The sequence below is a fragment of the Herpetosiphon giganteus genome, from assembly GCF_016907925.1.
GTDB classification, from domain to species: domain Bacteria; phylum Chloroflexota; class Chloroflexia; order Chloroflexales; family Herpetosiphonaceae; genus Herpetosiphon; species Herpetosiphon giganteus.
Genome location: NZ_JAFBCZ010000002.1, coordinates 92,178 through 105,749 on the forward strand (window position 1 = coordinate 92,178; position 13,572 = coordinate 105,749).

8 protein-coding genes are annotated in these 13,572 nt (G+C 51.4%); 6 read left to right on the forward strand and 2 right to left on the reverse strand.

Annotated features, from left to right (window positions below):
• Positions 1–355 precede the first annotated feature (355 nt).
• Genes JOD20_RS01965 through JOD20_RS01975 form a run of 3 tightly spaced genes read left to right on the forward strand, consistent with a single transcriptional unit; the run spans position 356 to position 2,952 of the window.
• On the forward strand, positions 356–883 hold the full coding sequence (locus tag JOD20_RS01965; protein ID WP_204753662.1) for a VTT domain-containing protein: 528 nt from the start codon (positions 356–358) through the stop codon (positions 881–883).
• A 34-nt stretch (positions 884–917) separates the two neighbouring features.
• The gene (locus JOD20_RS01970) at positions 918–2,336 is read left to right on the forward strand and encodes a hypothetical protein (RefSeq protein WP_204753663.1); all 1,419 of its coding nucleotides are present in this window, start codon (positions 918–920) and stop codon (positions 2,334–2,336) included.
• Positions 2,337–2,358: 22 nt separating this feature from the next.
• On the forward strand, positions 2,359–2,952 hold the full coding sequence (locus JOD20_RS01975) for a histidine phosphatase family protein (RefSeq protein WP_054536656.1): 594 nt from the start codon (positions 2,359–2,361) through the stop codon (positions 2,950–2,952).
• Here JOD20_RS01975 and JOD20_RS01980 read toward each other — a convergent pair.
• Entirely contained in the window at positions 2,938–4,038 is a 1,101-nt protein-coding gene (locus JOD20_RS01980) for a glycosyltransferase family 4 protein (protein WP_204753664.1), read from the reverse strand. The genes JOD20_RS01975 and JOD20_RS01980 overlap by 15 nt on opposite strands.
• The gene (locus JOD20_RS01985; RefSeq protein WP_204753665.1) at positions 4,035–4,883 is read right to left on the reverse strand and encodes a glycosyltransferase; all 849 of its coding nucleotides are present in this window, start codon (positions 4,881–4,883) and stop codon (positions 4,035–4,037) included. Before JOD20_RS01985 ends, JOD20_RS01980 begins: the two co-directional genes overlap by 4 nt.
• A gap of 150 nt (positions 4,884–5,033) precedes the next feature.
• Here JOD20_RS01985 and JOD20_RS01990 point away from each other — a divergent pair, with 150 nt between their 5' ends.
• The 3 genes from JOD20_RS01990 (at position 5,034) to JOD20_RS02000 (ending at position 13,516) form a co-directional block, all read left to right on the forward strand.
• Positions 5,034–9,128 (forward strand): tetratricopeptide repeat protein, encoded by a 4,095-nt coding sequence (locus tag JOD20_RS01990; RefSeq protein ID WP_204753666.1) that lies wholly within the window; start codon positions 5,034–5,036, stop codon positions 9,126–9,128.
• A 33-nt stretch (positions 9,129–9,161) separates the two neighbouring features.
• Complete coding sequence (locus JOD20_RS01995) at positions 9,162–12,209, forward strand: hypothetical protein (protein WP_204753667.1); 3,048 nt, start codon at positions 9,162–9,164, stop codon at positions 12,207–12,209.
• A gap of 368 nt (positions 12,210–12,577) precedes the next feature.
• Positions 12,578–13,516, forward strand: a complete 939-nt coding sequence (locus JOD20_RS02000; protein ID WP_204753668.1) for an AAA family ATPase — start codon at positions 12,578–12,580, stop codon at positions 13,514–13,516.
• Positions 13,517–13,572: the final 56 nt, after the last annotated feature.

Below are 13,572 nucleotides of genomic sequence, written 5' to 3' on the forward strand. Positions count from 1 at the left end.
AGGAATCGTTGCTCCTGCTCATTCCAACCAATTTGCCACGGCGCGGGTGCAGCGTTTCATCCATAGTTTTGGTGCTGCGAACCACAGGATGTTTGGTTCATCGATCAATGCATACCATCCACTTCATGTTCTTTAGGGGGTGCAGGGGATGAAAACCCCCTGCGTTTCCCGCCTTGAGGCGGGACGGAAGGGTGGTGATCATGCAAACTTGGTTAAACCCCAATACTTGGCAGAAGCGTCGGGGATGAGAGCAGCTAAACCAAATCGCCCAATACACCTAAGAACTAGCAGTTGATCAATGGATAGTACTATGCTTAATCGTCACAATGAATGCTAGAATTGAAAGAGCCAGCCAATGACAACGCCAACATCGCCCCGACCAAGCCGTTTGCGCGCCAGCTTAACAATTGGATTGATGATCGCCATCAGCATTGGCTTATTGCTGGTCGATTTTCGCCATTTTGGCCAATATGGCTATCTGGGAGTGTTTGTGCTGGTCTTGTTGGGCAATGCGACCGTGGTTGTGCCCGCGCCAGCCTTTATGACCGCCTTGGCCGCTGGGCGCACCCTCAACCCCTGGTTAGTAGGAGTTATCAGCGGGTTGGGGGCTGGCATTGGCGAAGTGACCGGCTATATTGCTGGGCGCGCAGGTCGCAGCGTTTTTGATCAACAACAACGCTTTACCCGTATTCAAGGCTACGTTGAACGATGGGGAGCATTCGCCATTTTTGCGCTAGCAGCCCTCCCCAATCCACTGATGGATTTTGCAGGCATAGCCGCAGGGATCGCCCGCATGCCAGTGTATAAATTTTTGCTGGCCTGCTGCGCTGGTAAAATTGTGCGCTTTACCATCCTTGCGCTCATCGGTCAATCTACAATGTGATGCCAGTGTTAGCTTTTTTGGAAGGGAGGAACATGTGCATCATTTGCTACAGGTTCGTACACTAGGACTTTTTGGTTTGTTGGCCTTGTTGTTGGCTACGGCAGTGCAGCCGAGCCAAGCGCAACAACCGCTATCGCCAAAAATTAGGCCCGAACCAAGCCTCAGCAATCGCGAACCCTTACGCAGCCAAGCCCCGCAAGGTGGCAGCGAATGGCTCGTTCCCTGTGCTGCAAGCGCCGAAAATTGGCAAAGCAGCGTCCGCGATGATACTCCAGCGCTCAATTGTGAAATTTATGTGCCCGAATCGGCCATGATTTTTGTGATGGCTACTGGCAGTTTCAGCATGCAAACCAACGCCGTAACCAACACCTACGAAGGCCGGATTGGCCTAACCCTCGATGGTGTGTTGCGTGAAAGTAGCAATCGTTGGGGCAATGTCTATGCGCTGGGCCAACTCAACACTGGCGAAACCAGCATTTTTGCCAGCACCACCGTGTTTACTGCCAGCGCTGGCGTGCATACGCTGAGTTTGGTTGGCGGCTTTGTTGGCTATGGCCCTCTGACCTTGAATAACGCGCAATTAACCGTTTTGGCCTTCCCCACCAACTCGGCCAATATTCAAGTTTGCGCCACCGACACTGGGCTGGGGGTTTGGCGCGCAACACCTGCATTCAGTGTGGTTCGAGCTTGTAGTTTCAATTTGCCAAGCAATAGCACCGTCTTTGTCAGCGCCGATGGCTCGGCCTTGCCAATTCCTGGCAACGAAGTGGCTTTGCAATTTCGCTTGGGCGTTGACGAAGCAACAACCGGTGATGTGCGCACCGATCGCTATGTTGATGTTGATAGTTTAGAGCCAAACAATGAGCAAATTGATGGCAATGATATTTCAACCTCAATTGCTGCAACCTTTAATTTGACCGCTGGCAACCATACGATCAATTTCTTGGGCAATGGTAGCGGCAGCAATCAAGCCTATCTTTCGCGCTCAAGTTTGGTGGTTTTGGCCTTCCCGAGTGGCAGCAACTTCCGCACCTGTACCAGCATGAACGATTCAAGCAGCTTCTTCAGCAATGGCGAATTTAGCTCGTGGGCCAATTGTCTCTTAACTACGTCTGGGTTTACTCGTGGAATTGTGGTGGGCAATGTGACGGTTGGCCAACAAAATGGCGAGCCACAAGTGCGCACTCGTTTGCGGGCCAACACCAATGTGCTTTTGGGCAGCACTCGCACCAGCGATTTGACCTTGTTTCGCATGGTTGGCGGCCAAGGCGACGACAAAACCATGACCTCGGTTGGCATGAGCGAGTTTGCCAGCGGCTTGAATGTCTTTAATTTTGATGGCTATCCAACCAATAGCAGCACTGTGCGCATGATCGATCCCAATATTCATGTACTAGCATTTCCCGACCCATTCATGTATAAACAATACACGCCATTAACGACTGGCGAATAGTTGCTTAGCCTGTGGGGGAACCATGCGGGTCTATCTGGTGCGCCATGGTCAATCGGCAGAAAATGCCGCTGATTTAAAACGCTTAATTGGGCTAGAAGATTTTCGGCAGTTATTGGAGCATGCCCAGCATTCACCATTAACTGCCTTGGGTCGCGAGCAGGCGGCAAATGTCGCAGAAGAAATAGCCGCATTCAATCCCACCCGTTTGTATAGCAGCCCCTATATTCGGGCCTTCGATACGGCCCAAATTATTGCGGCACGGGTTGGGCTGCCAATTCAAACGATTAATGAATTGCACGAGATTAGCGCGATTGTGCCATTTTTGCTGCGCCGCGAGCGCGTGCGGCTGTTGCGCACAATGTATATTCGGGGCTATCTTTCGCAGCTGATTCCACATCGCCCGCTGTGGGGCGAAACGTGGTGGGTGGCGCAGCGCCGCGTGATCAAAGCGTGGAATACGATGCTTGAGCAATGGTCGCCAAGCACGCGCGCGGTCGTGGTTGCTCATCGCGCCTTTATTTGGATGACGCTGCGTTATTTGCAACGCCATGGCGGCTGGCGAATTGTGCGCCGCAGCACCGAGAATGCGGGCATCTCCGAGTTAGAGAGTATCTAATAGCTTAACTAAGCGTTGGGCAACCTGCGACCAGCTAAATTTGGCGGCTTGAGCGTTGGCTTGAGCCGCTAAATCGCGTTGCCACGCCGCATCATGGCAGATGCGCTCCAAGGCTGCGACCCACGCTGCTTGCTCGTTTGGCAATAAACAGCCTGCCGCGCCAACCGCTTCTGGCAATGATGAGCTGTTTTGGGCCAACACTGGCGTGCCACAGGCAATTGCTTCGAGTGCAGGCAAGCCAAAGCCTTCATACAACGAAGGAAAAGCCAGCGCCAACGCACCGCTATACAAGGCTGCTAAATCGGCCTCTGGCACATCGGCAATCCGCCAAACTCGCCCATGCAAACTGGGATTTGCCAGCAATTGCTCGCTGGCTGGGTTGCGCCAACGCCCACCAAGAACCAAACCAACCTCGCCGGTTTGGGCCGCTTGCCATGCCTGCAACAAAAAGTCGATTTGTTTATGCGGTTTGTCGGAAGCAACATAAACGATATAGCGCTCTGGTAAGCCATATTTGGCGCGCAGCGCCGCAATGGTTGCTGCTGGCTGAGGCTGAAATTGCTCCGAAATGCCCACGCCCAAATAGGCCAAACGCTGGGGATTAACGCTATAAAATTGGGCAATATCGCTAGCAGCAGAATGCGAAATCGTGCCAATCGCTGCTGATTGCTGAATTGCCAGATGATGCAAGGCGGCGATTTGCCAACGCTTGCTGCGGCTAAAACTAGCTGGCACGCGCCACGAAATCGTATCGTAAATTAACGTGATGCTGGGGCAAGGCTGAAACAACGGGCGAATATAATAGGGGAAAATCGCTAGCTCGGCATTAATTTCACGCAGCAAGCTGCGCCACTCGCCATGTTGTCCCAAACCAAACAAGCCATGCTGCACCCGCGAAATTGCCGAGTGCCGCAAGATTGGTTGCAGATCAAATTGGGTTTGAGGTTGGTGCGGCAAAACCAAATGCAGTTGCTTGGCGATTGGCGTTTGCAATAACGCCAAGGTCAGATCATAGGTAAAGCGCCCAATCCCTGGAAAATGATCATCCAACACCCGTAAATCAAGCGCAATCGTTGCTTGCTTCATGCCCGATACCATCCCCAAATATAGCCCAAGGCCCCGACATAGCTGGTTAATGCCTTCAATGGCTTGAAGCTTGGCCGCCACGATGGCGCTGCAAACGAGTAGGGCAAGAAAATATTAATTGGCAAAATCAGCGTGCGCAGCAACCAATAGGCCAGCGCATGCAACGGCGTTTTGAGCACCCGCCCCCGCCCACGCGCCGGATCACGCCGCACCTCTTGGGCATGGCCCAGCCCATACAACCAATGTTTGCGCAATAAAGCCCACAAATTAGCCGGAGCTGGATGCCACGTCCATGTATTTGGCACCAAAATAAAGCGATAGCCAGCCCGCCGCACTCGCGTAAAAAACTCGGTATCCACGCCGCGAATTAACTCGTTGTTGAAGCCGCCAACTTCGTCATACACCGCGCGGCGCATTGCACAGCAGGTTGTCGTTAATTCGCAATAAAACGAAGGTGGGTCGGGATTGCTCTCCAGCGGCGTTTGCACCACAGCATGCTCAATTCTGGGGACTTCGCGCGCGACCCAACGCTGAAACGCCGAAGCATCTGGTGGCAAGAGCTTGGCTGCGCCCGTCACCCCAAGCGTTTGGTCGCTGAGCAACGGCTTGACCAATTGCTCAAGCGCATCGTCATTGGCCAGCACTGCATCATCATCAATAAACACCACGTAGGGCGCGCTGGTGCGCACGGTTGCTGTATTGCGCGCTTTGCCGTTGGGCCGCACTCCAACCGCAACCTCGATTTGGCTTGGCTGCCACGTTTGGCGGGCCAGCGAAGCTCGCAAGGCGCTAATTTCGCCATTCAAGGCCGGAATAACCACCGCAATTTGGGGAATTTCGCTCACAGATCGTCCATTCAGCTAGCCAATTCAATCTGTGATTAATATACCACGTCGCTCAGAAATCCCCGTCAGTAGGCCGTTGTTTTGTTGCCAGAACCTTCTATAATGCAGGGTATCGTGATTGATGCTTGCTACTTTGCGAAGGTTTAAACCATGTCGATTTCGCCTTCTTCGTCAGAATTTGCCTCATTGTTGCGCCAAGTTCAACAGGCCGAGGTTTCGCTTACCCAACCACAGCTTGATGCTTTGTACCATCAGCTTGATCAACGGATTCAGCAATTGCAGCGCTATGTGCCCGACCCAATTGTGCAGCGCTTGAAACAAGGCTCGCTGACGATTCCTTATGGCGAACATTGGACTGGCTCGTTGCTCTTTGCCGATCTTTCGGGCTTTACGGCGCTTTCCGAAAGCCTGACCCGCTTGGGCAAAGAGGGCGCAGAACAGGTGACAAGCATTATCAATCGCTTGTTTGACCAGCTGGTGGCTGATATTGAGGCCCATGGCGGGGCGTTAATCAAATTTGGCGGCGATGCAGTTACCGCTTTTTTTGATCAAACCAAACTTGGTGTGCAGCACGCCCTGTTTGCAGCGCACGCAGCCCAAGCCATGCAAACCTCCATGGCCAGTTTGGGCAAGATTCAGATTCGAGCTGGCCAATTTAACCTTACGTTGCGGATTGGCGTGCATAGCGGCGAGGCCTTTGCAGCCTTGTTGGGTGATCAGCAGCATGCCGAGTTGATGCTGACTGGGATTGCGGTCAACTTGGTTGCCCGTGCGCAAGAGTTGGCGCGGCCTGGCGAGGTGGTGTGCTCCAAAGATACAATGCGCTTGCTTGGCTTGCCCGCCGACCCCAATACGCCATTTACGGCCCTCACGACCACGCTTGAACATCCGCCCTATCAAGCAGAATCCAATGTTACGGCGATTGCTCAGCCAGTTACTCTGGAGCGGGTGCAAGCCCTCGCAACGATCTATCACGGCCTAAAAGGCCTCTTGCCGCAACGCATGAGCGAAGAGCAATTGCTCAGCAACGCCGCCAGCAAAAGTGGCGAAATTCGCTTGGTAACGATTGTTTTTGCCCATATTGCGCCATTTAGCACGATTGTTGAATTATGCGATGCCGCTAGCGCCACGCTGTTGCTCAACCACTACTACCAGCGCATGCAACAGATCGTCAATCACTACGGCGGCGTGGTCAACAAGCTCGATATGGCTGCCGATGGCGATAAATTGTTGGCAATTTTTGGTGCGCCAGTAGCCAACGAAAATGATACCGAGCTAGCGGTGCGGGCTGGCCTCGATATGCAATCGGCCATGAACGAAATTAATGCCTTGATTCAACAGCACGATTTGCGTTTGCCCTTGCTCGACCAACAAATTGGCATCAACCAAGGCCACGTCTTTGCTGGAATTGTAGGCAGCGAAACTCGCCGCGAATACACCGTCATGGGCGATCCGGTCAATACTGCTGTGCGTTTGATGAGCGTTTGCCGTTATGGCGAGGTGTTGGCTAGCCCTGCGGTCAAGCGACTGACCAGCCATGCCTTTGCCTACGAAAGCTTGCCAGCCTTGGCGCTCAAAGGCAAAAGCGAGCCAATCGAGCCAGCGCGGGTTGATCGGGCCTACAACGTGCGTCGCGAAACAATGCGCGCCGATTTGGTGGGTCGGGTACAGGAGCTTGATCAATTAGCAGCGATTAGCATCCAAGCCTTGCAAGGTCAAGGCCAAATTATCAATATCTTTGGCGAGGCTGGGATTGGCAAATCACGCTTGCTCGAAGAATTGCTCAGCCGTTTATCGTTGGCTTCGTTCGACCCAAACCTGAACGTACCCGAATTTATGCCGATTACAATCGAATGCCAATTGTATGAGCAAACAACGCCATTTGCTTCGGCCAGCGAGATGCTACGCCAAGTGCTACGCTTAAATAGCAGTTTGACCAGCGAGCGTTTGATTCAGATTATCAGCCAACGGGTGAGTAAGTTGGCTCCTGAGCTTGAGCGATTTTTGCCTTTGCTGAGCGATATTTTGCATGTAAGCTTGGCTGAAAATGAATTGACCCAAGCCCTCGCACCGGAGCAACGCCACGATCAAACGATTGAGTTGGTGGTGGCATTAATTGTGGCTAGCGCTAATGCTACGCCGCTGGTAATTTTATGGGATGATGTCCACTGGATTGATGCCTCATCGCGTCAGTTGCTCGAACGCTTGACCAAACATGCCGAGCAAGCGCCGATTGCCTTGTTGGTTGGCTCGCGTACCAAAGGCCTGAGCGCCATGAATTGGCCTGAGCAGACGATTACGCTTGAGCTGAGCGAATTGAGCATGCCCGAAAGCGAAGCCTTGGCCAGTGCAATTATTGGCAATGCGCCATTGCCTGCGGCTTTGCTCGAACGCTGGCGACGCAGCGACGAACGCTTTTTCAATCCTCAGGGTAACCCATTTTTTATCGAAGAAATGATGCGTAGTCTGATTCAGCAAGGCGTTATCGTCGAAACCAGCGACGGCTGGGATTTGCGCGGCGAGCTTGATAGCCTGCCAACCACGATTGAAGGCGTGATTACCGCGCGCTTAGATCGGCTTGATACACGGATTCGCGAAACTGTGCAAGTTGCCTCGGTGGTTGGCCGCCGCTTTGAATTGACAATTCTGCGCGGCATCACCAACGATGACGATTTGGTCAATCAAATGGATCGCCTGACCAACGCCGACGTGGTGTTGCCCGACCATATTGCCGCCGATTTGGCCTATTTGTTCAAACATACGCTAACCCGCGACGTAGCCTACGAAGGCATTTTGTATGCGCGGCGGCGTGAATTGCATCGGCGGGTGGCAGCGCGTATTCAAGAAGTTTATCGCCAAAATTTGCTTGATGTGTTGCCGATTTTGGCGCGCCACTATGCCCGCGCCGAGGATTGGCACGAAGCTGTGCGCTATTATCGCGAAGCTGGCATTACCGCCCAAAAACGCTATTTTAATGCAGAAGCTTGCGCTCATTATCGCGATGCCTTGGAGTTGCTGCCCAACTTGGGCAAACCTGAGCATTCATTGGCGCAAGAATTGACCGAGCGCTTGGGTTATGTGCTGCTGCAAGCAGGCGATTATGCTGAAGCGTTGCCAATTTTGGCTCAAGCGCAAACCCAATTGCGCCAAAGTAGCGTCTATAGCCACAGCCGCGAAGCCCGCATTTTGCGCCATATCACCACAATTTACGAGCGCCAAGGCGAATACGAGCTAGCTTTTGAGCAGCTGCAACAAGCACTCGCCTTGTTGGGCGAGCAGCAATCGGTTGAGCGTGTGCGGGCGTTGTTGCTTGGTTCGGGCCTGCATCAACGCCAAGGCCGCTACCACGAAACAATTGCTTGGGCCGAGCAGGCCTTGGCGTTGGCCGAAGAGCTAGGCTTGCAAGCAGAGCAAGCGCGGGCCTATTTGCTGATGGGCAGCGCACATCGAGTTTTGGGCGATCGACCCTTAGCAATTCGGCTTTTAACCCAAAGCATTGAACTTTACGAACAAACCAGCGAAATTTCGCGCTTAGCCGATGCCTACAATAATACTGCCACAGCCTACAGCGATATTGGCCAATGGGAGCCTTCAATTCAACTCTACCTCAAAGCCTATCAAATCAAAGATTCGATCAATGATCGCTATGGTCAAGCGCTCGTGAGCCTTAACTTGGGTGAGTTATATCGCAAAACTGGTCAATTTGAGCAAGCGCTGAATACCTTTGAGCAAAGCCTTAAGCTGTGGAATAAACTAAAATCGTTTTTAGGCGCAGCAATCACAACCATGAATATTGGCAATACCTGCTTAGCCCAAGCGAACTTTCATGCCGCTGAAAGCTATTTAGATCAAAGCCGCGCCATTTTTGATGAGATTAATGTTAGCTCGTTTTTATCCGAGCTGTATCGTATTTACGCCGAGCTGTTTTATCGCCAAGCTGCCTATAGCCGAGCGCTCGATTATTGTGAATTTTCGCTTAGCCAAGCCCAACAACGCTCGGCCAAGGCCGACGAAGGCTTGGCCGAATTGTGGCGCAGTCGGGTACTCCAGCAATTGCAGCAACCAACTCTTGCACTTGAAGCAGGTCAGCAAGCCTTAACTATTTTGAGCCAATGTACCAATAAGGAGGATATTCGGAGCTGCCTTGAGCATCTCATTGCCATGACAAGCGACAGTAATTTAACGCTTGCGGCACATTATCAGGCACAACTCGCAACAATCATCCAACCAAAACTCGCTGATTAATAGCCAAGAAATCAGCTTCATTGTGGAGGCAGTATGCAGATGGCGCGCTGGATTCGAATTCTGTTTGTGATTATTTTTGGGCTAGGCGTGGGGCTAACCAATGCCCAAACGCCTGCTGCTCAGGCTCGTCCATACGGTTCAATCGATTTGCCCGAAAATGAAAGCACAACCGCAGTTAACGATACATGGCAAACTGCCTATGCCCCACCATGGGATGCAAATAATTGTCATTGGCCCATGGGCGATCGCTGTGGCATTGAAGGTGCGCTCGCTGATGGCGAGGATCTGGACTGGTTTTCGTTTATGGTGCCACCTGCGACAACCTTAAGCATCTCGCTTACCGATCCAATGGGCGATTTTGGCATTGCGCTCTTCTATGATTTAGCCCAACCAATTACCCAAACGGGCCATGTTTCTTTGGGCAACTTGGATGCCATTGGCAACTTGGATGCCATTGGCAACTTGGACGCAATTGGCAACTTGGACGCAATTGGCCAGATCGAAAGCCTTGGCAACTTGGACGCAATTGGTAACTTGGATGCCATTGGCAACTTGGATGCCATTGGCGCATATGGCTATCAAAACAGTGTTATTAACGATTTTATTTGGACTCCTGGCCGTTATTATGTGATGATTTATCCCTTTGATGATGATCAGAGTGGTGAGTATAGCTTTCGCATTAGCGGTACGCACGATGAGAATCTCACCAAGCCTGCGCCGATTCCGTTTAATATTGTGCAAAATGAGCCACCAGATTGTAAGCGCGCGTTGTACATCACCCATAGCGACTATCTCAATATTCACCAAACCTTTGCGCCCTACAACACCAGCATCTATACCGAACTGCTTGGTTTTTCCGATAATATCAACGATCCGAATACCAATGGCTTAGTGGTCGATTTGGCAAATATTGCCTGGATTCAGCCAAGCAACGCCTTCAGCGATGCCGCGACCCAGTGGAATGCGCATCGCACAAATCCATTTTATGCCAATCGGCTGGCCGAGGGTGTGCATCATCTGATCACTCAATATGCGCGGCGTTGCCCGATGTTGCGCTATATCACGATTGTAGGCGGCGATGCAGTTGTGCCCTTCTATCGCGTGCCCGACGAAACCGTGATCGCCAATGAAAGCGATTATTTGGCTAGCTCAAAGATCGACCCCAATAGCTTTACCGCCAGCAGCCTTAAATACAAAACAATTTTGACCGACAATATTTATGGCGCGATCAAGCCAATTCCCTATCGTGGTCGCCAGTTGTGGGTTCCTGAATTGAGCGTTGGGCGCTTGGTCGAAAGCCCAGCTTCGATTCATATTTATTTGAAAAAACTGAATATGTATTCTACCTTTGAGGAAGATAGTAAAATTTATTTAGATTCTCAAGCTAGCAGTTTGGTGACGGGCTACGATTTCTTGACCGACCAAGCTAAGATGGTTTCAAGCACCTTGAATATGTTGACTGGGCTACGGCCAATTGGCTTAATTAACGATAGCTGGAATGCCAATGATCTGCTGCAAACATGGCTGCCAAATATTGATAATAATCTTTCCAAGTCACCATATCCAGCGCAATCGATCAATGCCCACTTTACCCACTATCAGGCAATTCCGGCCAATTTTGCCACTTCGAGCGATGTTGTGAGCGCCTCAGTTCTCTATAATCACCCATACGCAACGCTTGAAAGTGCCTATCAAATTCGGCGTTTAGGCTATAGCGTTGGCTGTCACTCAGGCTTTAGCGTCGTCGATAGTGATGTGGTGAGCGGCAGTGGCGCAGCAATCGACTTCCCCCAAGCCTATATCAAACAGCATGGGATCTGGGTTGGTAACACTGGTTTTGGCTATGGCGATAGCGATTTGGTGGGCTATAGCGAAAAACTCATGGCCCAATTTACCCTTGAAATGGGCCGCGAATGGATGAATCAATCGAACGATTATGAAGGAATCCCGGTTGGCTATGGTTTAGTGCGTGCTAAACGAGCCTATTTGCGCGAAGGCACGCCTGGCACATTCAGCGTCTATGATGAAAAAGTGCTACTGCAATCAACCTTATATGGCATGCCGATGGTCCTAGTTAAGGTGCAATCTCCAATTCCCTTCCCACCAAACGATCGCCAAGATCACGGCTGTTTGACCTGTCCGCCAAATGTGGCGCAAAGGGCAACTGTCACCGACGATACAATTGATCGCGATCTTAGCTTCAGCATTAGCTATACAACTGCCCAAAATACTAGCCGTGGCAAGCTTATTTCGGCCCAAGCTACGGTGGTCAATGATAGTGAAGGCTTGCTGACCGGACGAACATTCAATAGCACCATGGTCAATGCGGCAGGTTTGCCATCATTGCCCAACTTTAATATTCCACTTTCGTTGGCCGATAGCTTTGGCGAGCAACGTTTGCAAGGTATTCAGCTGCTTGGCGGCACAACCGTAACCACCGCGACCTTTAATCCGCTTGTTACTCGTTTGATTACCGATGAAATTTATCTGACTCACGAGCCAAGCTTCGATTTTGCTGATCGCTGGTATCCCGACCAGCCATTTAGCTATAGTGTCTTCGAGAGCGATAATCTCGAAGATAACGGCCCCTTCAACCAAGATCGGCGTTTCTCGCAGCTTTTATTGACTCCAACTCAATTTAAAGGCACGGCCAACGGCGGCGAATTACGCCAATTCAACACAATCACCTTGCGGCTTAAATATTTGAGCGATGGCGCTGATGCCGATTTGCTCAACGATAGCTTCGAACCGATTGTGCGCGATACCCAACGCAGCAGCGATGGCAAGATTCGCGCAATGGTGATTGAGCGCGATGACGATGGCCCAGGCGATGAAATTGAAGCCGAGATGTTGGTCAAAACTAGCACTGGCGCTTGGCAAAGCATCAGCATGAATACCTTCCAAGTTGGCACGACCGAGCGCTGGCAAATTTCAGCCAGCCTGCCCACGACCGCTGCCCAACCACTGCAACTGATGATTCAGGTTGAAGACGAGGCTGGCAACGTTGGGGTCGAAACCTATGGCGGGCGGTTCGATATTGATTACGAACTGTATCTGCCAAGCGTCAATGTTAAACGCTAAATGATTGAGCGTTCCCTCACCCTCGGCCCGCGCTCCCAACAAGGGCAGGTTTGAGCGATTGGTTCAAACCTGCCCTCACCCCCAGCCCCCTCTCCCACGAAAACGCGGGCGAGGGGGAGTACCTATTTTCACCACCAATCATGCCAAACCCACACAACCAAAAGCCCCTCGCCCGCGCCACGGGAGAGGGGTTGGGGCGAGGGGATCTTAAACCTACCTTTGTAAGAGGGGTTGCTGTAAGGGCATGCTCCACTGATCCAACCATGCATTTGATCAAAAAAGTGCTACACTTTAACTTGTGTGACCGTTACCCCTAACTCTCCCTCACTAAACCAAGTTTTCCGCCAAGCCTACAGGAGCAGCATTCTATGGAAGAGCAACCAATTCAGCCTGTTAAGGATGGGCTGATTGCCCAAAATTATATTCCAACTGATCAAATTGCCACAGTTTTATACTTGGCTGATCGCTTGGAAAAACCGCTTTTGGCCGAAGGTCCCGCCGGCGTGGGCAAAACCGAGCTTGCCAAGGCTTGGGCCGCAGCAACAGGCCGCGAATTAATTCGCTTGCAATGTTACGAAGGGCTTGATGAAACCAAGGCGCTCTACGAGTGGGAATATGCCAAACAGATGTTGTATACCCAACTCTTGCGCGATAAGCTCAACAATTTGCTTTCCGATGCCGATTCGTTGCGCTCTGCCGCCGATCGCCTCGCCGCCGAAGAAGAAGTTTTCTTCTCGCAGCGCTTTTTGTTGCAACGCCCATTGCTCAAGGCGATTCTCAATCCCAAGCCCACATTGTTGCTGATCGATGAAATTGATCGTGCTGATGCTGAGTTTGAGGCCTTTTTGCTCGAAGTCTTATCAGATTTTCAAATTACGGTGCCTGAGCTTGGCACGCTCAAAGCTGCCCATCGGCCAATTGTGATTTTGACCAGCAATAATACCCGCGAACTTTCTGAAGCACTCAAACGGCGTTGTATGTATCTGTTCGTCGGCTATCCATCGCTCGAAGAAGAATTGCGCATTGTTGAGTTGAAAGTGCCTTCGTTGGGAGCCAAAATGGCGCGCCAAGTGGTTGAGTTTGTGCAACGCTTGCGCAATCTTGATCTCAAAAAATCGCCATCGATCTCCGAAACGCTCGATTGGGCACGCGCCTTGGTGTTGCTCAACGCCAAGCAACTCGACCAAGCAACCCTCGATCAAACTATGACCGTGCTCTTGAAACATGAAAGCGATTTGCAACGCACCCAACGCGCTATGCAAACAGGCCGCAACCGCAACGACGAAGGACGCAGAAATAAAGGATGAATTATGAAGGATGAATTATGAAGGATGAATTATGAAGGATGAATTATGAAGGATGA